This is a genomic window from Brevibacillus fluminis (assembly GCF_003710825.1).
Taxonomy (GTDB): Bacteria; Bacillota; Bacilli; order Brevibacillales; family Brevibacillaceae; genus Brevibacillus_D; species Brevibacillus_D fluminis.
The window spans coordinates 172,529-193,863 of record NZ_RHHQ01000015.1; the positions used below are offsets into that span (position 1 = coordinate 172,529).

The 21,335-nt window shown below is 52.1% G+C and carries 26 protein-coding genes; 15 read left to right on the plus strand and 11 right to left on the minus strand.

Annotation, left to right across the window (positions count from 1 at the left end):
- Window positions 1–4 precede the first annotated feature (4 nt).
- Together EDM56_RS19730 and EDM56_RS19735 are read right to left on the minus strand one after the other, a co-directional pair.
- A complete protein-coding gene (locus EDM56_RS19730) occupies window positions 5–457 on the minus strand; it encodes a hypothetical protein (RefSeq protein ID WP_122919628.1) in 453 nt (150 codons plus the stop codon).
- A gap of 25 nt (window positions 458–482) precedes the next feature.
- Window positions 483–959, minus strand: a complete 477-nt coding sequence (locus EDM56_RS19735) for an NUDIX hydrolase (RefSeq protein ID WP_246009452.1) — start codon at window positions 957–959, stop codon at window positions 483–485.
- Window positions 960–1,098: 139 nt separating this feature from the next.
- Between EDM56_RS19735 and EDM56_RS19740 the strand changes: the two genes are divergently transcribed.
- The 4 genes from EDM56_RS19740 to EDM56_RS19755 all read left to right on the plus strand — a co-directional run bounded on the left by EDM56_RS19740 (window position 1,099) and on the right by EDM56_RS19755 (window position 3,450).
- Window positions 1,099–1,500 (plus strand): hypothetical protein, encoded by a 402-nt coding sequence (locus EDM56_RS19740; RefSeq protein ID WP_122919629.1) that lies wholly within the window; start codon window positions 1,099–1,101, stop codon window positions 1,498–1,500.
- 28 nt (window positions 1,501–1,528) lie between these two features.
- The gene (locus EDM56_RS19745; RefSeq protein WP_122919630.1) at window positions 1,529–2,029 is read left to right on the plus strand and encodes an NUDIX domain-containing protein; all 501 of its coding nucleotides are present in this window, start codon (window positions 1,529–1,531) and stop codon (window positions 2,027–2,029) included.
- A 91-nt stretch (window positions 2,030–2,120) separates the two neighbouring features.
- Window positions 2,121–2,573 carry a MarR family winged helix-turn-helix transcriptional regulator gene (locus tag EDM56_RS19750; RefSeq protein ID WP_122919631.1) on the plus strand — a complete coding sequence of 151 codons (453 nt, stop codon included), beginning with the start codon at window positions 2,121–2,123 and terminating at the stop codon, window positions 2,571–2,573.
- Between the two features lie 64 nt (window positions 2,574–2,637).
- Complete coding sequence (locus tag EDM56_RS19755) at window positions 2,638–3,450, plus strand: NmrA family NAD(P)-binding protein (RefSeq protein ID WP_122919632.1); 813 nt, start codon at window positions 2,638–2,640, stop codon at window positions 3,448–3,450.
- A gap of 2 nt (window positions 3,451–3,452) precedes the next feature.
- Here EDM56_RS19755 and EDM56_RS19760 read toward each other — a convergent pair whose 3' ends face one another.
- Window positions 3,453–3,995 carry a hypothetical protein gene (locus EDM56_RS19760; RefSeq protein WP_122919633.1) on the minus strand — a complete coding sequence of 181 codons (543 nt, stop codon included), beginning with the start codon at window positions 3,993–3,995 and terminating at the stop codon, window positions 3,453–3,455.
- 125 nt (window positions 3,996–4,120) lie between these two features.
- On the opposite strand from EDM56_RS19760, the gene EDM56_RS19765 reads away from it, so the two are divergent.
- The gene (locus EDM56_RS19765; RefSeq protein WP_246009453.1) at window positions 4,121–4,750 is read left to right on the plus strand and encodes a TetR/AcrR family transcriptional regulator; all 630 of its coding nucleotides are present in this window, start codon (window positions 4,121–4,123) and stop codon (window positions 4,748–4,750) included.
- Between the two features lie 74 nt (window positions 4,751–4,824).
- On the opposite strand, the gene EDM56_RS19770 is transcribed toward EDM56_RS19765, so the two are convergent.
- Window positions 4,825–5,877 carry a 2,3-butanediol dehydrogenase gene (locus tag EDM56_RS19770; RefSeq protein ID WP_122919676.1) on the minus strand — a complete coding sequence of 351 codons (1,053 nt, stop codon included), beginning with the start codon at window positions 5,875–5,877 and terminating at the stop codon, window positions 4,825–4,827.
- Between the two features lie 330 nt (window positions 5,878–6,207).
- Between EDM56_RS19770 and EDM56_RS19775 the strand changes: the two genes are divergently transcribed.
- Window positions 6,208–7,242, plus strand: coding sequence for a LacI family DNA-binding transcriptional regulator (locus EDM56_RS19775; protein WP_122919635.1), 1,035 nt, complete (start codon window positions 6,208–6,210; stop codon window positions 7,240–7,242).
- Between the two features lie 69 nt (window positions 7,243–7,311).
- On the opposite strand, the gene EDM56_RS19780 is transcribed toward EDM56_RS19775, so the two are convergent.
- The 4 genes from EDM56_RS19780 to EDM56_RS19795 form a co-directional block, all read right to left on the minus strand.
- Window positions 7,312–7,863 carry a glutathione peroxidase gene (locus tag EDM56_RS19780; RefSeq protein ID WP_122919636.1) on the minus strand — a complete coding sequence of 184 codons (552 nt, stop codon included), beginning with the start codon at window positions 7,861–7,863 and terminating at the stop codon, window positions 7,312–7,314.
- A gap of 209 nt (window positions 7,864–8,072) precedes the next feature.
- On the minus strand, window positions 8,073–8,912 hold the full coding sequence (locus EDM56_RS19785; RefSeq protein WP_122919637.1) for a sulfurtransferase: 840 nt from the start codon (window positions 8,910–8,912) through the stop codon (window positions 8,073–8,075).
- A 176-nt stretch (window positions 8,913–9,088) separates the two neighbouring features.
- Window positions 9,089–9,310, minus strand: coding sequence for a hypothetical protein (locus tag EDM56_RS19790; RefSeq protein WP_122919638.1), 222 nt, complete (start codon window positions 9,308–9,310; stop codon window positions 9,089–9,091).
- A gap of 73 nt (window positions 9,311–9,383) precedes the next feature.
- Window positions 9,384–9,818: a DUF2621 family protein gene (locus EDM56_RS19795; RefSeq protein ID WP_122919639.1), complete on the minus strand. Its 435-nt coding sequence runs from the start codon at window positions 9,816–9,818 to the stop codon at window positions 9,384–9,386.
- A gap of 178 nt (window positions 9,819–9,996) precedes the next feature.
- Here EDM56_RS19795 and EDM56_RS19800 point away from each other — a divergent pair, with 178 nt between their 5' ends.
- The 9 genes from EDM56_RS19800 (at window position 9,997) to EDM56_RS19840 (ending at window position 18,618) form a co-directional block, all read left to right on the plus strand.
- On the plus strand, window positions 9,997–10,374 hold the full coding sequence (locus tag EDM56_RS19800) for an ATPase (RefSeq protein ID WP_122919640.1): 378 nt from the start codon (window positions 9,997–9,999) through the stop codon (window positions 10,372–10,374).
- 171 nt (window positions 10,375–10,545) lie between these two features.
- Window positions 10,546–11,508 (plus strand): tetratricopeptide repeat protein, encoded by a 963-nt coding sequence (locus tag EDM56_RS19805; protein ID WP_122919641.1) that lies wholly within the window; start codon window positions 10,546–10,548, stop codon window positions 11,506–11,508.
- Window positions 11,509–11,775: 267 nt separating this feature from the next.
- A complete protein-coding gene (locus tag EDM56_RS19810) occupies window positions 11,776–12,198 on the plus strand; it encodes a DoxX family protein (RefSeq protein WP_122919642.1) in 423 nt (140 codons plus the stop codon).
- Window positions 12,199–12,518: 320 nt separating this feature from the next.
- Complete coding sequence (locus EDM56_RS19815; protein ID WP_148040402.1) at window positions 12,519–13,100, plus strand: TetR/AcrR family transcriptional regulator; 582 nt, start codon at window positions 12,519–12,521, stop codon at window positions 13,098–13,100.
- A gap of 2 nt (window positions 13,101–13,102) precedes the next feature.
- Window positions 13,103–14,365 carry an efflux RND transporter periplasmic adaptor subunit gene (locus EDM56_RS19820; protein ID WP_246009457.1) on the plus strand — a complete coding sequence of 421 codons (1,263 nt, stop codon included), beginning with the start codon at window positions 13,103–13,105 and terminating at the stop codon, window positions 14,363–14,365.
- Complete coding sequence (locus EDM56_RS19825; RefSeq protein ID WP_122919645.1) at window positions 14,362–15,015, plus strand: HlyD family secretion protein; 654 nt, start codon at window positions 14,362–14,364, stop codon at window positions 15,013–15,015. Before EDM56_RS19820 ends, EDM56_RS19825 begins: the two co-directional genes overlap by 4 nt.
- Window positions 15,016–15,019: 4 nt before the next feature.
- Window positions 15,020–15,676 carry an efflux RND transporter periplasmic adaptor subunit gene (locus tag EDM56_RS19830; RefSeq protein ID WP_122919646.1) on the plus strand — a complete coding sequence of 219 codons (657 nt, stop codon included), beginning with the start codon at window positions 15,020–15,022 and terminating at the stop codon, window positions 15,674–15,676.
- Entirely contained in the window at window positions 15,663–17,216 is a 1,554-nt protein-coding gene (locus tag EDM56_RS19835; protein ID WP_122919647.1) for a DHA2 family efflux MFS transporter permease subunit, read from the plus strand. The genes EDM56_RS19830 and EDM56_RS19835 overlap by 14 nt, the downstream gene beginning before the upstream one ends.
- 223 nt (window positions 17,217–17,439) lie before the next feature.
- Window positions 17,440–18,618, plus strand: a complete 1,179-nt coding sequence (locus EDM56_RS19840) for a CaiB/BaiF CoA transferase family protein (protein ID WP_122919648.1) — start codon at window positions 17,440–17,442, stop codon at window positions 18,616–18,618.
- Between the two features lie 88 nt (window positions 18,619–18,706).
- On the opposite strand, the gene EDM56_RS19845 is transcribed toward EDM56_RS19840, so the two are convergent.
- From EDM56_RS19845 to EDM56_RS19855, 3 genes are read right to left on the minus strand one after another with little or no spacing between them, the layout of a single operon-like run.
- Window positions 18,707–19,534: an ABC transporter permease gene (locus EDM56_RS19845; protein ID WP_246009454.1), complete on the minus strand. Its 828-nt coding sequence runs from the start codon at window positions 19,532–19,534 to the stop codon at window positions 18,707–18,709.
- Window positions 19,521–20,318 (minus strand): ABC transporter ATP-binding protein, encoded by a 798-nt coding sequence (locus EDM56_RS19850; protein WP_122919649.1) that lies wholly within the window; start codon window positions 20,316–20,318, stop codon window positions 19,521–19,523. Before EDM56_RS19850 ends, EDM56_RS19845 begins: the two co-directional genes overlap by 14 nt.
- Window positions 20,319–20,323: 5 nt before the next feature.
- Complete coding sequence (locus tag EDM56_RS19855; protein WP_122919650.1) at window positions 20,324–21,319, minus strand: ABC transporter substrate-binding protein; 996 nt, start codon at window positions 21,317–21,319, stop codon at window positions 20,324–20,326.
- Window positions 21,320–21,335 lie beyond the last annotated feature (16 nt).

Consider the following 21,335-nt stretch of genomic DNA (forward strand, 5'->3'; position numbering starts at 1 on the left):
CAACTCACTCGCCTATCACGGCGCGATTCCCACCGCCGATCGCCTTCGCAGTGGCGATGGTCACAAATACAGAAAGCAGGAATGTCAGCAGGTAGGGTACGGTGAAATACGGGATCGCCTCGGCGCTGACAAACATGAGGATGTTGGTCAAGGTTACAGGGCTGCCACCGAGGATGACGAACCAGGATCCGATTAGGAGAACCAGCACTTTTTCCATGACGGCCGGTATGAGACTGATCCATAGTGCGGCTTTTGACTTGCGGCTGCGAACGGTTTTCCTGACGTAAATCCCGCCTATCACGTAAGGGACGACGACCATCACGATGCCCAGAGCGAGGCCGGAGACATCCCGGTGCACGTCAGTAGGCCAGCCGGTGACCAACGTATAAAGCCATGAAGCCAAAAATAGCGTGACGAAATAACAGCTTGTCACGACACACCAACCCGCAACGATCATCGCGAGCCCCTCCTTCTCTGGCTTGTTAGTGAACGCTTTCCTGCTCCTGCGATTTTCCGAATCGTTTGACCACTTCCTGCACGATCGGCCTTACGGGAGGGCTGATTTCATCCGGAAGGCGATCGATCTCGAAAAAGGCATAATTTATGCTCTCGTCATTGAGCTGGACCGTTCCCTCATAACGGTTGCATGTGAAAATCGCATCCACGACATACACCTCATCGCCGTGCGGATACACGTAGTGCATCCCCTTGCCTGAAAAAACACCGAACAAGGTCATTTCTTGCACCGTCAAACCGGTTTCTTCCAACGCTTCGCGCCGTGCGGTTTGTTCGAGCTGTTCGCCCAAATCCATCGTGCCGCCAGGGAAACACCAGCAATGATTATCGCTTCTTTGCAGCATCAGCACGCGTCCTGCTTCATCGAAAAAGAGTACGCCTGCACCGCAGATCAAAAGCGGCTTCGTTCCAATGAGCTTACGCATTTCTTTTACATATTCCAATCGATTTTCACCACCGATAACGGATTGTTTTACAGTAAAACTTACTATACCATAATTTACTAGAAGGAACAGAGAATGGCTTTTGATGGGGCACAAATTTCCCAAGACGATTGGAAAAAAATCCAAGGAGTGAACAGATATGTGGATTCCTTATGAAACAATACGAAAGCATCCAGCAGATTTCCGTATAACATACACGTTTTTCACCGAAGCGGAAGGAGGGCGAAAGAACCCAGTGTTTCAAGGGCTGCGCTGTGACTTTTCTTACGCTGGGGATGACGTACAAAAAGACGGGCTATTTGCGATTCACCCTGAATTTGAGGACAAAAATGGCGAGGTCATCATGGACAATACCATACCAGTCTCGGGAAAGGGTACAGCCCGTATGTGGATTCTATTTCCGGAAATGAGAAGGGAGGTTCATCTGGAGCGCATAAAGGTGGGCGTGAGAGGTTTTTTCATGGAAGGCCCAAGGAAAATCGCCAGCATCGAGGTCATTGAACTCGTTGGGCTGAGGGAAAATGCCCATTTGATTAAGTAAAATTGATAAGTCGAAGGAGCTGTTGAACATGTCCATGTCGCCATATTATCGTGACCTCCGCCAAAAGCTTGGGAACCAATTGATTTTCGTGCCCGCCGTCGTTGCCGTCATCCGCAATGAAAATGATGAAATTCTATTTGGCCGCAAGCACAACGAGGAACAGTGGGGCATAATCGCCGGGGCGATCGAGATCGGGGAGACACCGGCCGAAGCTTTGTGTAGAGAGGTTGGGGAGGAAACCGGCTTGCAGGTGATACCGGAAACCATCATCGGAGTTTTTGGCGGGGAAGAGCAACGTTTTACTTATCCGAACGGACACCAAGTCGAGTACCTCACCATCGTCTTTTCCTGTACCGTCAAGGGGGGCGCTTTGCTGACGCAGTCCGAGGAGATGGGGGAGCTGCGCTATTTCTCCGAAAGGGAGCTTCCACCAATCGCTAACAAGTACCCACCCGATATTTTCAAAAAGGCGACAATGCTTGCCCAAAAGGCGCTGTTTGAAAAAGTGGATTCTCAAAATGGCAGTTGACCAATTTTGTCTGGTTTTTCTTTACAAAATCAAAAGTGATCCGTTACAGTATAACTAGTTAAACATTTAATTACTTGAGGTCGAAAACAAGATGACAACGATTCAACAGTATGTGACCAACCTACCGCTAGAAACTGAAACGTTTTTTGCACTTGTCGATACGACGGCTCGCCTTGTCGGTGTATCCGAAAAATATTGGCACCAGCAGGGGATAAACGGTGCGCGCATCCGGCTGCTTGTGGAGATCGCCAAGGAAGGGGGGACGATGTTGCCTTCTGTACTAGCCGAGCGAATCGGGGTGACACGAGCGAATATCAGCGTGCTGTTACATCCGTTGGAACAGGGGGGGTACATTCGCAGTTCCGACCATCCGGAAGATGGGAGGAAGCGGCGCGTCGAATTAACAGAAGCGGGGGAAAAACTGTTATGGGACGTCCTGCCGGAAAATCGCAAAGTGGTTGCAGCGCAGATGACGGGGCTGGATGCTGCGGAGATGCACGAGCTGTTGCGTTTGTTTCGCAAATTGCAGCAAGGGATGGAGTGAAAGCTGCTCCATCCGATGGACGAATAGTTAAATGTTTAACTAAAAAGGAGAAAGGATTGGTAGCATGCGGATTGCGATGACAGGAGCAACAGGGAAATTGGGAGGACTGATTGCGAAGGAACTGCTTGAGCGGATTCCGGCATCTGATTTGATCGTAAGCGCACGCCAACCAAATGCTGCGGCTGCCTTAGCGGAACGCGGTGTGGAAGTCAGGAAAGGCGATTTTGATGAACCTGTAACACTCGCCGATTCATTCACCGGGGCGACCAAACTTCTTTTGATCTCATCCTCCCACCGAGATGATGCGGTCCGGTTTCGGCAGCATCAGGCTGCGATTGCGGCAGCTCATCAGGCGGGAGTGAAAGAGATCGTCTATACCAGCATCGCGTTTCCTGAGAAGGGCAGGCTGCCGCTCCACCGCCTTCATTTGGCGACAGAGGAAGCGATTCGCGCATCCGGCATTGCGTATACGTTTTTGAGGAACGCCTACTACACGGAGCTGCTTCACTCCCTTAGGCTTCAGGAAGCTGTAGACAGCGGCATATTGACCAGTCCACCGGGGGAGTGGACGCTCACGATCGCAAGCCGGATTGATCTTGCCCAAGCGGCAGCAACGGTACTGACGGAAGACGGACATGTCAATCAAACGTATGAGCTGACAGCACCGCATGCGTGGGACTTAACTGACCTCGCAAAAGCGCTAAGCGAGGTGACGGGAATACAGATCGTCCATCAAGTGGATGCTGCGGAAAAAAACGAAATCTACGGACTGCTCGCGTATTCGGACACGCGTACGGTTTCCCCAGATTTGGCACGATTGGCCAAAAGGCCGCTGCGTACGCTCGTCGATGAAGTGAGGGGTATTTTGGGTGAATGACCTTACGCATGCTCCTTTTCCTTACGCGGCCAGATGGTATAGCTGAAGCTGATCAAGAAGTCGATGCCCAGCAGTGTTGACCACCAACGCATGACATTGGATAGCTCTACGGTGCGGTCTACATCGTTGACGATAACAATCATCCCCACCAAAAAAACGCAGCCGATAGCCCAAGCGAGCAGGTGAAGAAGCCAGCCGATGCGCTCCCGGCGCGCGTGCGCCCGCCCGTGTTTCACTTTCGGTACGGGCGCAGGACCTCCGGCGAAACGGTGGGCAAAACGCATATCCGCCCAACGAATCATGCGATGGCCATAGACGATGGAAAAGCCGAGATACACGGCGGCGAGTCCATGGGCGAAGCTGGCGGTACCGCCTCGCAGCAGGTCGATGACAACCGTGATCAACAAGAGCAAATCAACTACGGGTGTCAAATACAGCAGGAAACGACCGGTCTTTTTCAAGTGGAGCATATAGCGGAAAACCAAACCGGCCAAAATCAAGACCCAAAAGCCGACCTCGCAGCCAACGATGAGTGCAGGGATCATGAGTAGATTCGCCACCTTTGAAGGAAATTGGATGGTTGCTGCTCGTCGCACAAGGTTACGATTGAGCGGAACAAAGTCGTTTTTAAATAATACAATTGTGCCAAAAAGTATTATAGCACGTTTGTATGAAAAAACAATTGTGCTACAATGGAGACATGCCAAAAATTGTCGATCACCAGAAACGTAAAGAAGAACTAGCAGAAGCAGCTTGGCGCGTCATCCGCCGGGAAGGGATTGATGGCGTGTCGGTGAGGCGTGTCGCAGAAGAAGCGGGTATGTCACTCGGCTCATTGCGGCACTATTTTGAGACGCAGTCACAGCTGCTTACTTTTTCCATGCGCATGGTGTCCGAGCGGGTGAACCAACGCATGACACAGCTCCCGCTGACTAATGATCTGCGAACCGATATTGAACTGGTGATTGCCCAGCTTTTGCCGCTTGATGAGGAACGATGCGCGGAGGCGGAAGTGTGGCTCGCTTTTGCGGGCAAGGCGATCGTAGACCCGGAGATACATCGGTTGAGCCTAGACGTACATGACGAGCTGTTTGCGTCTTTTCGCAGGATGATTGGAATGCTCAAGCAACAAAAGCTGATCTCCGAGGTCATGGATCTTGATCTCGAAAGCAAGCGGCTTCATGCACTGATCGATGGCCTCGTTGTCCACCATGCTTCCTTTCCTGAGCGGCTCAGTAAGGAAGAAATGATCGGAATCGTTTCCAATCATCTTGACAGCCTTCTCCAGTGCAAAAATTGAAAAACGCATCAGCGAGCCCGATGGCAGGAGCTGATGCGTTTTTTGCGTTGAAGGGGTGGAGTGGATGATGCTCGCTATTGTTTCGGACTGACGAGGATTTTCACTTGGTTTTTTTCTTTCAGCAATGCTTCAAAACCATGTTCCACGACGTCATCCAGCTTGATCCGTTGCGTCACCAGCTTGTCGGCAGGGAAGAAGCCTTTTTCCATCAGGCTGATGACTGCAGGGAACACATCGCGGTATCCGATGATACCGGTCATGCTCCGTTCCTTCATGACGATATGGTTTGGTTTGATCGGCGCTTCCCGTTCGAAAATACTGACGATCATGATTTGTCCGGCGATCTTGGTCGATTCGATCGCTTGGGTGAGAACAGGCGGTACGCCAGTTACCTCGAACGCGATGTCTGCGCCACCGTTTGTGCGACGATGAATCTCCTGTACGACGTCAAATTCTTTCGGGTCGAGGACGATTGCGCCAAGCTCCTCGGCTTTTTGTTTGCGCTCCGGTGACAGCTCTACAGCGTAAATTTCTGCTGCACCGGATGCTTTCAAGGCTTCGATGACCAGGAGGCCGATCGGTCCGGCACCGAACACGACTGCCTTGTCACCGACTTTCAGCTTGCTCGAACGCACAGCATAAAGCGCGACAGCCGACGGTTCCACGAGCGCGCCTTGCTCAAAGGAGACGCTGTCCGGGATTTTGTGGACCATGTGTTCATCGCAAGCGACATATTCCGAGAAGCCGCCACCGCCACCTGCAAGACCGAGGAAGCCCATTTTTTCGCAAAGGTTGTATTTGCCTTGGCTGCAAGCCGGGCATGTCCCGCATGCAAAGACAGGTTCAACAACGACGCGGTCGCCCACCTTGATGGATGTAACGCCTTCGCCGATTTCCACTACTTGACCGGAAAATTCATGCCCCATCACGATCGGGGCTTTTTCGCCTGTGAGCGGATGTGAAGTGCCCTCCGGAATGAAAATTGGCCCTGCTACATATTCGTGCAGGTCACTTCCGCAAATGCCGCACCATTCCACTTTGATCTTGACTTGGCCTTTGCCTGCTTGTGGTTCCGTAATCGTTTCCAAACGCAGGTCTTTTAAACCATGCCATCGCAATGCTTTCATATTTGCCATCTCCTTGTTGGTTTCGGATAAAAAGAGGAATTCAGCAAGAAAAATAGGAAACGTTTCCGGAAAATAATATGTCATAAGTTTGATATCTTGTCAAACTGATTCATAAGTGTGAAAAATGAAAAAATCGGAAGCGTTTGGAAAAACGTTGGTTTCCTTAACGAACAAGAAGAAGTTCCTTGTGCCGAGTGTGGATCGATCTATTGAAACGACTGCCGAGTGGTCGTTTTCTATGAGACGGGATATGGTATAATAGCGGGAGAAAAAAGGAAAACGGTTCGGAAGGCAGGAAACGATTCCATTAGAGAAAGGACATTTAAAGCATTGGTCACGAACAAAAAAGTAACGATTGAAGATGTAGCGAAAATGGCAGGGGTCGGCATTGCCACCGTATCTCGTGCTATCAACGACAGCGGTGGAATTAGTCCGAAGACAAAGGCGCACATTTTACAGGTGATCGAGGAGCTGGGCTTCACGCCAAACACGTCTGCACAAAGCTTGAAAGTCCGCCAAACGTATCAAATAGCCTTGGCCGTGCCGGACATCCGCAATGCGATCATTCCTGAAATCGCCTGGTCTGTCGAGCAGGCTGCCAAACAGCACGGGTACCGCGTCGTGCAAATCAATACCGCCGGCAATGCCCGAACAGAGCTAGAAACGGTTCGAGAGGTTAAAAAGCTGCATGTGGATGGCCTGATCATTATGCCGCTTGCCTACCCCAAAACGTTGGTCGAATTAATCAACAAATCGAGCGTGCCGGTCTCCATTATCAACTATGGGAAAAAGCTCAGCGAGAACGTGAAGGCCGATATAGTCAGCATGGCCAGGCAGGAAGGCAGGCTCGTGATGGAGCATCTGATCAAGATCGGCCGCACGCGGATTGCATATGCAGGGGCGCCAAAGGATAAGATCGAGGAGCGATACTTTGCCTACGAGCAGTCCTTGCCGCATGTCGATCCATCCCTAGTGTATTTTGGCGAGGATTTTTCGTTTGAGACCGGCTTGCGTGCCGCCGATTATTTCTGCAGCCTTAAGCATATGCCGGACGCCATCTATGCGGTCAATGACATGGTGGCCATTGGAATCGTAAACCGCTTCAAGGAATTCGGCGTCCGCGTGCCGGAAGATGTTGCTGTGGTGGGGATCGACAATAATGTGTGGACGATGATCACGTCCCCGCAAATCAGTTCGGTTTCGATCATGGGGGATGAGGTGGCGCGGCTTGCGACCGAATTGCTGCTGAAGCGGGTTCGCGAAGGTGGACAAGGGGAGTATGAGCGTGTGCAGTTTGAGCCCCGCCTCATTGTTCGGGAGTCGAGCGTCGCTGTCATTCGCCAGACGCCCCGCGAGCTAGAATAACAACGCAAAAAAGCCGCAGCTCGCGCGGCTTTTTTTACTGCCAAAAACCATAATCACGCTTGCGAACTATCATAGCAAGGCTTCAATATGAGGCGCAATGGCCTCAGGCTCTACAGTCGTCTCAAAACGGGCCTTCACCATTCCGTTTCGGTCAAGCAAAAACTTGCTGAAATTCCATTTGACCCCGTCGTCGGCATAAATGTCCGGATGCTTCGTCTCTAAAAATTCCTGCATCCATTGGGCGTTCGGTGTCACTGGGTCAAAGCCTTGGAACGGTGCCTGTGCAGTAAGCTCGCGGAAAAGCGGATGCGCCTTTGGCCCTCTTACTTCTGTTTTGGCAAAAAACGGGAACGTCAGGCCGAAATTGCTTTCACAGTACTGCCGAATGCCCACGTCACTGCCCGGTTCCTTTTCATTGAACTGGTTGCAAGGGAAGGCGAGCAGCTTGAATCCTTGGGCGCGGTAGGAATCGTAGAGCCGTTGCAAACCGGCGAATTGGCGGGAATAGCTGCATCGGCTCGCCGTGTTGACGATGAGCAGCACGCTACCGCGATAGTCAGACATATCAACTGGGGTGCCGTCAGACATGTGCAACTTATACTGAAAATCATAGATGGACATGGGCAACACACCTTTCCGTTTGAGCTGGTTGTGCTTGTGTCTGTTTGTGGGTTGATCTCAGCTTACAGCAGAGATGTGGTATTGGTAAAATATATAATTACGATACAGTTGATAACATTTGCCTATATCATTTCCGCGCATAACCAAAACGGACAGTCGTCCCATCAGCCTATGAAAGCTGGGGGTGACTGTCCGTTTGTATCGTCTATTTATTCTTCTCCCGTCGCGACCGGATTGTCCGCATAGCTCGTCCAATCGCTCCAGCTGCCCGCATAAAGCTTGGCATCCGTCCGGCCAGCTTGGTAAAGGGCTAGCACATTGACGCAACCCGTTACGCCGGAGCCGCAGTAGGCGATGATTTCGTCTTTGCCGCTGACGGCACGGAAGCGTTCCTGCAGCGCGTCATTCGGCAGCAGTTCACCGTCGGGAGCAAAATTATGCTTGTAAAAATAATTGGCCGCGCCTGGAATATGGCCTGCCTTTGGATCGAGAGGCTCCACCTCGCCGCGGTAGCGCTCAGGGGCGCGTGAATCGAGGAGAGCGGCTTTTTCGTCACGCTGCTTGACATCTTCCATCCCGACCAGCATATGTAGCTGAACGTTCGGGATGAACGTTTTGGCATCAGGAGCGGGTTTTACCTCTGCAGTAGTCGGCAAGCCAGCTTGGCGCCATCCTGCAAAGCCCCCATTCAACACAGCCACTTTTTCGTGGCCGAGGTAGCGCAAGAGCCACCACAGTCGGGAAGCATGGGCCAAATCCTGCTCATCATAGGCCACGACAAACGTATCTTGATCGATGCCCGCGTTGGAAAACAGCGTTTGCAGCTGCCCGACGGAAGGCAGCGGGTGACGTCCGCCGTGTGCGGCTTTCGGTCCGGACAAATCATGCTCCAAATCAAAATACAGGGCACCTGGAATATGCGCTTCCACATACTCATTCAGGCCGACGCCTGGCTTGCCCAAAGTAAAGCGGCAGTCGACCAATACTAGGTTGGCGTCACCAAGGTGCGACTGTAGCCATTCGCGAGAGACGAGATGCTGTTGGGACATCGGGAAATTCCTCCTTTGGAATCTGTGCGGAAATTCAACCTTTTTCATCATAGCAGAAAATGGACAAAATGCGGTACACCAAGAGGAAAAAGTGTAAGGAACAAAGAGCTGGCGGCGTTTCCGGCAGGTAGGGCATAGAAAAAAGGGTGTGATCATCACACCCTTTTGTACTACAGTCAGCTGCTGAAAAAACTGCGGCTGGAATGCTTATGTCGATAATGGCCGTGCCCATAAGAGCCGTGTCCGCCGCGATACTTGTAGTCACTGGAGCTAAACTTGCGATTACCGCCGTGCGTGATGTGGCGAGCTCCTTTTTTCACGACATAAATGACGACCGCGATGATGCCGAGCAGTAGAAGCAGGACGACAACCATCACGATAAGCAACAATTTTAACATGTGCGTAATGCCCCTTTCAGGCAACGAAAAAATGGTACTATGTAGTACGAGGCATGCCGGACAAAGTTTCAGATTATGCTTTCAAATATTTTTGGAACGGCTCGTAATTGATTTGCTTTTCTTCCAGTCGCTTGATCAAGAACTTGTGGTCGCGTTTCGGCGTTGCCATAATGTAACCTTTGACCAACAGCTCGGTCGTGATCGCGTGTGCCTTTTCCTCGATTGCGAGCTGACCGATCTTGCCTGCGATCGTACGGCGAGCCGCATCTCGGAAAATCTGCGGTACCGGCTCGATTAACTCCTCCAGAAGGTTTCGCGTCTCATCCGTCCACATACCGTGTGTCTGTTCAATGAAATGATCCTGCCAGTCGAGGTCGGATTTGCCGTCTTGCTTCGGCATTGATTTCAAAAACTTGCGGAACATGAAAAAGCCGCCGATGGCAAGCAAGCCCACCAAGAGCACTGACCAGCCCAAAACAAACCAAGAAAAAGTGGTAGACGTCCCCACTGCTAGCACCTCATTTGTTTTCCAATAATATGCTTCTTGTAAGAAGTTTAGCCTATTTCCGGCTTGTCAACAAGCTGTGAAACATTTTCCTTTCCACCGGTCGCCACAATGAGTATAGTAGAAGTAATCTGAACTTCTAGGCAATACAGAACGGTTGAAACAAGAGGAGTTGACAAGAATGTTCAAACTTGGTCAGAGAGTGATAATCGTGGCTGACAGCTTTGAGCAATCTCTCCCCATAGGCGAACATGCATATATCATCGCACGCGATCGAAACCCGGACAGTGCTTTTGAGTGGGTCATCCGCGTGCCGAAAGTCGATAAACATTATGCGATTGTCGAGTCAGACATCGCGTTGGAGGAGACGTTGCTTGCGCAGGAGGCCGATCGCATCTCGCGCGAGGCGCTGCTAGAGCATGCGTTGGCGACGCGCAATGAAGCGCTGTTTCGCCAGGTGATGGGAATTGAGGAGCCAGCCGAAGAGGAGGATGAGGCTTCGCGCAAAGAATCGCCGGAGGAGTTTATCCGCAAAGTGAATATGAAAGCGTGGATCTGATGGCAAATGCAGACCTGCCTGAAAAAGTCTGTTGAATATAAGCTGCCGATCAGATATTTTTGATACAAGTAAACATTTTGATTGGCATAAAAGGCTCCGCCATATCGCTTGGCGTTGCTGGTGGGTTTTGTTGGGGATAGAGGAAAAGGTCGAAGAGAGTGAGGCTATCGCATGTCTGATTTTATCGAGTTTACCAATGAACATGGACAGCGTGTGCAAATTGCGCGCGAAGAGTATGAGAAAAAGATCATCCCGCAAAACCTGGAGATGTACTGGGATAATCCAGAGATGCTGCGTCAGTTTGCGATGGAATTAGTGCGCGATGGCTTTGGCCTGCAAGGAGGAAAAGCGGCGGACCGCCTGCTGGAGCTGTATGGACGGATCGAGCCTGCGCTGAACTTCCGCGCGGTTGCCCACATGCAGACCGGCGAGCTGGATGAGGCGAAAAAAGTTCTCATCGAATGCATTGAGAAATTTCCGGAATCGGGAGCTGCGTTCACCAACATCGCCAAAATCCTCGCCTATGAAGGGGAAGGTAACAAGGCGTTTGAGGCGCTGCAGCAAGGGCTTGTGTACGACCCGAATCAGGAATCTGCGATGGATTTGTACGTCCACAGCTTTTTGGAGCTGGAGCAACGAGAGCTGCTGCTGGAGCGGTTGAAGGAACTCGGGGAAATTGAGGGTGCGTGGCGACCGCATATGGTGCTGGGCCGCTTGACCTTGGAGGACGGCAATTTGCTTGTCGCTCTGCAAGCCTACCGTGAAGCGATCAAAAAAGCGGACGATAGTGAAGAAGTCATCATGAATGTAACGGGTGAACTGGGACAAGCAGGCTACGTGTACCAGTTGATCCAGATTGCGGAGCAATTCTGGAAGCCGACGTTCGCCCATCCGTTTACCGGGTTCAACTACGCCAACGCCCTCATTGCAACCGAACAGGGGGATAAGGCGATCGCCGTTTTGCTCGAGATGAAGGAGTCGATTGCGGAGCCGTACAAGCATACGGTGGAGCAGTTCATGGAACGCCTGCCGCAGGAGCTTTTAGCTAAAGCTTCAAGTCAGCCGCAACCGGGACAGGCAGCGGAAGAAGCGGACAACAATCAGAAAAAAAGCCGTTGGAAGTTCTGGAAGTAAAAATAGCAGTAGAGTCGCACCAAGTACAGGAGCGGCAGATTGTCGAGAAACCCCACAAATGCGTGAGGTTTCTCTTTTTGTTTTATAGATTTGTACAAGACAAGCAACGAAGGGAGTAATCATTTATTTAAAATATTCCTTGACTGGAATATTCCTTTCGAGGTATATTCAATTCATGAAATCCACATCGAGTGCTCTGGATGAGCCAAATCGGCGCTTGACCGTCTAGAAGTACGATTGATAACAATTTAAGGAGGCTGAAGATCAATGAAAAAAATTATGATTCCCTACTGGATTTTTACCGGGCTGATGGTGGCATTAATGGGTCTGGGTGCAATTCCCGATATCATCTCTTCGCCTGATGCGATTGCCCTTTTCAAGCATTTGGGTTACCCTGCTTACCTTCTTCCCTTTCTCGGAGTTGCCAAGTTATTAGGGATCGTTGCGATCCTTGTTCCAGGCTTTCCACGAATTAAGGAATGGGCGTATGCCGGATTCGTCTTCGATTTGTCGGGGGCTATGTATGGAAGCATCGCTGTGGACGGTCTTTCGAGCGTGTTGTTTTTCTTAATTGGCTATCTTTTGATCGCGGGTTCCTATGTTTATTATCACATAAGACAAAAATCGGGCTTGTTAAAGCAAACGAAACAGCAAGCGGACAGCGTACTTCACGCGATTAAAAACCAATGAATGTACCGCGAATTTTCTGCACCTGAGAAAATGGTGTATGCCCATTTATTTTCCGACGCGGAGTGAAACCAAGAGTGTTAGAACATAGCTATTTATGAAAACCGGATTCCCTTGTGTAAGGGGCCGGTTTTTTCATGCAAACGAATTGTATTAGTTAATTAATTAATAAATTATAATGTTCACTTAGTAAAATAATAACAAAGATTTTATAACATTGACAATATTTACCCGCTGTGACAATATTACTCCGTCTAACTAAACGTTCATTTAGGCGGAAGGGGAATGCAGGAAGGGGTGGCATATTGTCAGAAGGCCAGGTGGTGAATCGGCGTCAGATGCTGAAAGATGCGGCCATCGAACTCATCAGCCAGCATGGCTACGACAGAACGAGCATAAAGGAGATTGCGAAGCGATGCGATGTGACTGTCGGTGTCATTTATCATTATTTTTCCAGTAAGGAAGAGCTTTTTGACGAGGCGTTGCGCGGCTATTGCTCGGAATGGGAGTCGATCATACCGATGGTTAAGCAGCTCCCGCTTGAGGATGGGCTTGTCTTCATCGCGTCCCGCCTGATTGACAAGTGGCGGAAACAGCAAAACTTCATGGTGATTCTCGTCGGGGAATGTGTGAAAAACCCCGCGGTCCATGAGATTTTTTCCCGGATGCTGGTCGAAGCAAGAGAAGCGTTGGGCAAATACGTCGAAATGAAGATGGAAACTAAGGAACTGAGCCGGGCAAACACCCAAATCATCCTGAACATTTTTGTCAGCCATTTTTTGACGAGTTTTATTCACAAGGAACAATTGCAAATTCCGATCGTGCCTGAGCTGAACGAAGAGTTCATTCGCTCAAGCGTTCGGACAATGCTAGATGGTTGGAGAGGACAGGTGGAAACAGAGTGATCATGCATAAAAAGCGAAAAACGGTCGCAACCGCGCTGGCGGTAACCGCGGCATCTCTCTGCGCGGCGATTTCGCTATCAGGCTGTGCTAGCCAGGAAGCGAGCGCGAAACCGGGTGTGCAGCGCGTTGTCGTGGAAACGATCGGGCAAGACACGTTGAAAAAAGCCAAAATGGCTGTCGGTCGCGTCATAGGCGACACGGAATCCGCGGTCATGTCCAAAATCCCGGGGCGTGTCTTGCGCGCTGTCGGCGAAGTGGGGCAGGAGGTAAAAGCAGGCGAACCGCTCGTATATTTAGATGACAGCGACTTCAAGGTGGTGCTGGCGCAGGCGCAGGCATCTTTGCAAGGTGCACAGGCACGGCTGGCAGACTCACGGAACGGCACCCGCACACAGTTGAAGGTGCAGCTGCAGGAAAAAATTCAGTCGGCAAAAGCAACCCTGGATAATGCAAAAATCAATCTGGACCGGACCGTTTCGTTGAAGGCTTCCGGGGCAGTATCGCAATCACAGCTCGATGCGGCGAATTTGGCCTATACGCAGGCGCAGACCGCGTACCAGGCGGCATTGCAGGACCAAAGCCTGGCGAATGAAGGTGCGACGAAAGAAACGATCGCGAACCTGCAGGCAGCGGTGGCGGCTGCGAAAGCGACGGTAGACAGCGCCCGTTTAAGTATTTCTAATGCAATCATTGTCAGTCCTTTGACGGGAAAAATTGCTGCCAAAAACATTCAGTCCGGTGAAACAGTATCGACCAGCTCCACGCTGCTGACGATCGTGAGCCGACAGCCTGCGGTTGAAGCGTCGATTCCGGAGGAGCAAATCAATTCGATTAAAGTAGGCCAGACGCTCAAGGTACGTATCGAGCAAGTGTCCTCGCAGCCGTTTGATGCCAAAGTGCTGACGATTTCGCCAATCGCCAATCCCGCGAGCAAGGAATATCCGGTGAAATTGAGTCTGCCGGGCGATCCGAATCAATGGAAATCCGGCATGTATGCAGAGATCACACTGCCCGATGCGGCGGATGCAACCATTGCAGTTCCGCGCGACGCGATCGTCAAGCGGGGCAGCGAACGGATCGTCATGGTGACGGATGGCACCAAAGCGATTGCACATCCGGTCATTACCGGCACGTCTGACGGGGCGAACGTCCAGATTCTTGAAGGGTTGAAAGCAGGCGAAAAGCTGATCGTCGTTGGCCAGGATCAAGTGAAGGATGGCGACCCGGTTGAAGTCCTCTGGGAGAAGAAGGAGGGCGGCAAATGAAGAAGAAGATCGGCTTGTTGGTCCTACTCCTCGTCGTTCTCGGAGGCGGAGGCTATGGCGTAAAAGCCTATGTCGAATCGATGAACCACATTACAACCGATGATGCACGCATCGACGGTGCCCTGGTCAAAGTCAGTCCGGAAATCGCCGGGCGTGTCACCGAGGTCCGCATCAAGGAAGGCGATACGGTGGAAGCAGGCGAAACGCTGGCAAGGCTGGATGAGAAAAACACCTCTCTTACCTCGCGTGACTCTGCATTGGTTAAAGCACCGGCTGCCGGCATGATTCTTAAGGAGTTCGTTACAGTGGGGGAAAACGTAGCCCCAGGTCAACGCGTCTTTTTGCTGGCCAACATGGATGAACTGTACGTGTCTGCACGCATAGATGAGACCAAGATCGAGCGCGTTGTAGTCGGCGATACCGTATCGCTGCATGTCGATGCGTTCCCGAACGTAGAGCTGAAGGGCGTGGTTGAGCAGATCGGACTTGCGGCGGACAGCACGTATTCGCTCTTGCCGACTTCTAATGCATCCGGTAACTTCATCAAGGTGACACAGCGAATTCCGATCAAAATTAAAATTTTGGATAACCAAGGGCTGCGGCTGCTGCCGGGGATGAATACCACGGTTGATATCACCACAAGGGGTTGACGCTATGAAAGCCAAGCGGCTGATCACCATGCTGATCGCTTTCTATTTGGTCGGGAGCGCGCTCATCTCCTGGTATTACCGGTACCAGCAGCAAAACTATATCGTGACGGATGATTCACGGACGATGGTCGATCTGGCTGTCATCAAAGCCCCGGGCACCGGGCGGCTGCTTTCGTTTGACATTCGCGAAAATCAGGAAGTGAAGGCAAATGAGGTCGTAGGCTTCGTGCAGTCTACACAAGGAAATGGCGCGCGGCTCCCGTTGGTGTCGCCTGTCAGCGGGCATGTGCTGCGAATCGGCGCCAACGAAGGTGAAGTCGTGACAAACGGACAAAATTTGCTGGCGATCGCCGATCTCGGCACCGCGTACGTGCAGGCGAGGCTGACGGAGAAGGAATCGACGCGCATTCGCGTTGGCCAGACCGTTGCTGTTACACTCGACAGTGCAGGTGGCAACGTGTACCCAGGTGTCGTTTCCATGATCGAACATGTGACGCAAAATGAAGTGTGGCCGATTATCTCGCTTACGCCGCCACGCCAGACACCGCGTGAGGATCAGCTTGTGCCGATCCGCATCCAGGTGCAGGGGGCACGTCTCATACCCGGCACGCACACCTCAGTCAAAATCAAAGTAGGGGGGGATTCCGATGGGCTCTTCTGAGGAAAAAAAGCTCCCCGGCGTCATGACCATTACACTGATCATCGTAATGGGAACCTTTATGGCATTGCTCGATTCATCCATCTTAAACGTCGCCTTGCCTAAGCTGATGGTATTGTTTAGCGTCGATACGAAGCAGATCGAATGGGTGTTGACCGCCTACATGCTCGTGTCAGGGGCGATCATCCCGATCACCTCCTACCTTGGCGATCGATTCGGCTACCGGACCACCTATGTATGGGCGATGGCCAGCTTCACGGTCGGCTCGCTTTTGTGCGGGCTCGCCTGGAACAATCCGTCGCTGATCGTATTCCGCGTCATTCAAGGCATTGGCGGGGGACTGATCATGCCAGTCGGGATGGCGATGATGTTTCGCTTTATTCCGAAAGAAAAAATGGGTGCGGCGATGGGACTGTTCGGCCTCTCCATGGCGGTTGCCCCGTCGATTGGCCCGACGCTCGGCGGCTTGATCGTCGAGCATTACAGCTGGCGCTGGCTGTTTATGATCAATGTGCCGATCGGGATTATCAGTGTCTTTCTCACCCATTTTGTCCTGCCGGAAACGCCAACGCGGAAAATGGGCAAATTCGATCTGTGGGGCTTCCTCCTCGGATCTGGCAGCGCCTTTTTGTTTCTTTTGGCGTTGGCGGAAGGGGAGAGCTGGGGGTGGACATCGTATGAGATCGTCATGCTGCTGTTCTCGGCCACCATCGCACTTGCACTGTTGATCATAGTGGAGTTGAATCATCCCGAGCCGCTCCTCGACATGCGCATCTTTTTGCACAAGGAGTTTTCCTACAGCGTGCTGCTTGGCTGCGGGCTGTTCATTTCAATGATCGCCGCGGTCATTTTGCTGCCGATCTATCTGCAATCACTGCGCGGCTATTCCGCGATTCAGACTGGTCTGGTCATGATGCCGCAGGCGCTGGCGATGGGCTTTTCGATGGCACTATCCGGCCGTTTATTTGACAAAGTTGGCGCACGTCCGCTGATTTTGATCGGGATTCCACTGATCTTATTCAGTACGTACCAGCTGCATACGTTGTCAACGGATACGCCGGACAGCTTGATCAGCTTTTACATGGTCATTCGCGGGCTCGGCATGGGCCTGTCCTTCATGCCGATCAATACAGCAGGGGTGGCAGCGGTGCCGCCGATGAAAGCGGGCGCCGCGTCCACGATGAGCACGCTGGTGAGAAACGTAGCCGGCTCCATCGGCATCGCGCTGACGACCGTTTTGCTGGAGAACCGCCAATTTTTCCATTTGCACCGGATGGCGGAAGACTTGAACCTGTTTTCTCCAAGCTGGGGAGCCATGCAGCAATCATCGACAGGACTGCTCGCGACAGTTGGGGACACGAGCGCCGCACCTGCTGCCACGCTCAGTATGATGAACGGCCAAGTGTTGGCACAAGCGGCTGCCTGGTCATTCGGTGACGTCTTCCTCATCTTCGCGACCTTCATTCTCTGCATCTTCCCGCTCGCTCTCCTGTTCAAGAAAAAGGAGAAGCGCGAGGGTGAGCAGCCCGTGTTTGCGGAGTAAACGCGAGAGGCTAGCAAAAAAGAAAGAAACGAAAAACAGCCTGGGAAACATGTGCCAGGCTGTTTTTCGTGTTACAGATGTTCGAAAACCAAACACCGCGCACGACAATCCGTCCCAAAAGCAAACAATCCCTCCAAAAACACCAAGCAGTAATCCTGCCTCCATTACTGGTATACAAGTTGCAAAAACCAAATAAGCATGTCAGGAAAGGAGATGTACCCGAATGGCACTGCTTACCGGACTCAAAATCCTTGATTTTTCCTGTCTGCTCCCCGGCCCATACGCTTCGATGATGCTGGCGGACTTAGGGGCGGACATTTTGCGTGTAGAATCCCATGTGAGAACCGACGAGATACGCTATTTCCCGCCAATGGATGGCGAAACCTCTGCCGTACACGGGCACTTGAACCGCTCCAAACGCTCGCTCTCCCTTGACCTAAAAAAACAGCAGGCAGTCGAGCTGGTCAAGCGCCTCGTTCAGGAGTACGACATTGTCTTGGAGCAATTCCGCCCGGGCGTGATGGATCGATTGGGAGTCGGCTACGAGCAGTTGAAACGGGAAAATCCTCGGCTCATTTATTGCTCGCTAACTGGATTCGGTCAAACGGGGCCGTATCGCGACAGGCCCGGGCATGACATCAATTTTTTGGCGATGAGTGGAATGATGGGGTATTCGGGACGAAAAGAAAGCGGCCCCAGCTTGCTTGGGATCCAGGTTGGCGATTTGGCAGGAGGCGCTATGCAAGCGGCGGTCGCGATGCTGGCAGCCGTGATTTATCGAGACCGGACTGGCGAGGGCCAGCATTTAGACATCAGCATGACTGACGGTTGTTTTGCCTTGAATGCGATGTTTGGTCCCGGCGCGCTGACCTGTGGGGTCGAGCCGTTGCCTGCGGGGACGATGCTCAACGGAGGCAGCTTTTATGATTTTTACCAAACGAAAGACGGTCGTTACTTTTCGGTTGGCAGCTTCGAACCGTCGTTTCGCAAGGTGCTGTGCGAGGGGCTTGGCAGGTTGGATTTGCTGACAGTGGCTCTCGATGACTCGCCGGACGGCAGTCGGTTATTTGCTGCAGCACTGAGGGACATTTTCCGCAGCAAAAATTTTGCGGAATGGCAGGAGGTGTTTGCTGCCGTTCCGGCATGCGTGGAGCCCGTGCTCTCGTTTTCAGAAGCGTGCGAGCACCCGCAGCTGGTGGCACGGGGAATGATTGCCGATGTGCCCATGCCGGACGGACGTCTGCAAAAACAGATCGCAAGCCCGATCAAATCATCGGTCCATACACCACAGTATCGGCATACCGGCGCGAGGCTGGGGGAGCATACCGACGAGGTGCTGCATGAGCTTGGACTGAATGAGAGCGAGGTGGCTCGTTTGCGGGAGGAAGGGGTTATCGCCTAGGTACGGCAATGAATGGCCAGTAAGCAGCGGCAAATAAACGCGAAGAAACCAGCCCTACGACAGGCTGGTTTCTTTCTGTCTTGCTCCTCTATTTAAACGGGCCGGTTAATTTTTTTTCCAAATAGGCAACCGCCTGGTACATCAACGTGGCGACGATGGCGATGACACCCAGGCTCATCAGGACGAGAGTGAAATTGAACACCTGGAAGCCGTAAATGATCAAATAGCCCAAGCCTTTCTGCGAGACGAGAAACTCTCCGACGATGACCCCGACCCACGAAAGCCCTACGTTCACCTTCAGCGTTGAGACGATGGTGGGAATCGTGGCGGGTAGGATCGCCATGCGGAAAATTTGCTTCTTTTCGGCGCCCAACGTCTGCATCACCTTAACGTAGTTGGGATTGACCTCGCGAAAGCTGGTGTAGATCACAATCGTCGTGATGACCACGGAAATCGTCGCGCCCATTGCGATGATCGATAGGTAGCCCGGGCCAAAGCCGACGATAAAGAGCGGGCCGATTGCGACCTTGGGCATGCTGTTGGCAACGACTAAATACGGATCAAGCACACGGGATAAAAACGGTGACCACCAGATTAATGTCGCGAGCAGGGTGCCGAGCAGCGTCCCGAGCAAAAAGCCGATGACCGTCTCGATCACGGTTGTTGTGACGTGCGGCATAAGGGTGCCATCGGTCAGTTGATCAACGAACAGCTGCCATATTTTGGACGGTGCGCTAAAAATCAACACATTGATGCGATTGGTCCGAGAAAGCCATTCCCATCCTCCGAGGAAGAGGACGAGGATCACCAGCTGGGTGAACAAGACCAGCCAACGCTGCATGCGCTTTTGGCGCAAATAGTCAGCGTGCAGCTTTCCGGCATCAACCTGTTTGCTGTCAGTGTCATTCATGGACATGGTTGATCGCCTCCATCTCTTTCCAGACCTGGTGAAACAGTGCGGAAAAGCTTTCATGGTTGCGCGCCTCAAACGGTAGGGCCAATCGCAATTCCTCGGGAACCACAAACTCTTTGTGAATCCGGCCCGGATTTTTTGCCAAAATGAAAATGCGATCTGCCATGGCGACAGCCTCTGTCAAGTCATGGGTCACCAAAATGGCGGTCTTTTGCTGCCGGCGAAGCGTCGAGACTACCAGATCCTCCAGCTTTAATTTGGTCTGGTGGTCGAGCGCCGAAAACGGTTCATCCAAAAGCAATATCTCCGGCTTGCAGGCGAGCGTGCGGACCAAAGCGACCCGTTGCCGCATTCCTCCCGACAGCTGCGCAGGGTAGGAATGGCGAAAATCAGCTAGCTCCATTTCCTCAAGAAGATGAAGCGTGTATTCTTCTGACTCTTTGGTGCGAATGCCTTGGATCTCCAGCCCGAGCATGACGTTTTGTTCAATCGTCCGCCAGCCGAACAGGTAATCCTGCTGCAGCATGTAGCCGACGCGCGGGCTAGTTCCGGTGATAGTGGTGCCGTCAATTTTGATGCTGCCTGCCGATGGCCGCTCCAATCCGGCAATCAGTGACAAAAGCGTCGTCTTGCCACAGCCGCTCGGACCGACCAGACAGACGAATTCCCCCTCCGCTACCCGCAAGTCGATCTCTTTGACAGCCAGGAAACTAGCTTTGTCAGACAGATAGAGGTGGGTCAGTTGGCAAAGCTCGATCTTGGATGGTGACGGGCGGTGGTTTGCCAAAGCGGTTATCTCCCTTCTGTCGCCGCCTTGGCAAATGAGGTATCAACCAATTTGGCGTAATCGGCGCGCTGTTTCAGCTCACCTGCAGACTCCATGATGGCTTGCAGATTGTTCCACGAGTCCTCCTTCAAAATCGGGTCGGCTGCAAAGGAGCCTTGCTCCAGATAACGCTTCACCGAACTTTCTAGGATAGCGGCATCGATATTAGGGAAGAAAGGAGTGATCGCTTCTGCCGTTTCCTTTGGCGTATGGGTGGCGACCCATTGCTGTGCCTTGTAAATAGCACTGGTGAACTTTTGGATCGACTCTTTGTTTTTCTCAAGGTAGCTTTTCTTCGTCATGTAATCAGTGTACGGAACGCTGCCGCTCTCTTTGCCAAACGAGGCGATCACGTGGCCGATTCCTTCTTTCTCCATCTGCGACGCGGTTGGTTCAAACAGCTGCACATATTCGCCTGTGCCGGAAGCGAATGCCGTCGCAATGTTTTGGAATTCGATGTTTTGGATCAGGTTCAAATCTTTATGTGGGTCAATACTGTGTTTTTTCAAGACGAATTCTCCAGCCATTTGCGGCATCCCGCCTTTGCGCTGACCGAGAAAGACTTTGCCCTTCAGTTGATCCCAGGAGAAGTTGTCGACTTTGTTCCGCGAGACAAGAAAGGTGCCGTCTGTGTTGGTGAGCTGGGCAAAATTGATGACGGGATCCTGCGCTCCCTGCTGATTGACGTAAATGCTCGTTTCCGCTCCGACCAATGCCACATCGATACCGTCGGACAGCAGAGCGGTCATTGTTTTGTCGCCGCCGGACGTTGTGGTCAGCTCGACATCCAAGCCTGCGTCCTTGAAAAAGCCCTTGGACAGCGCGACATATTGCGGCGCATAAAAGAGCGAGCGCGTAACTTCTCCGATCCGGATCTTGGCGGGCGTCTGTGATGCACATCCGGAGAGAAGCGCCATGGTACCGAGGCCGATGGCGAGCGAAAGCGAGAGCCATCTTTTCATGCTGTTTCCTCCTCGA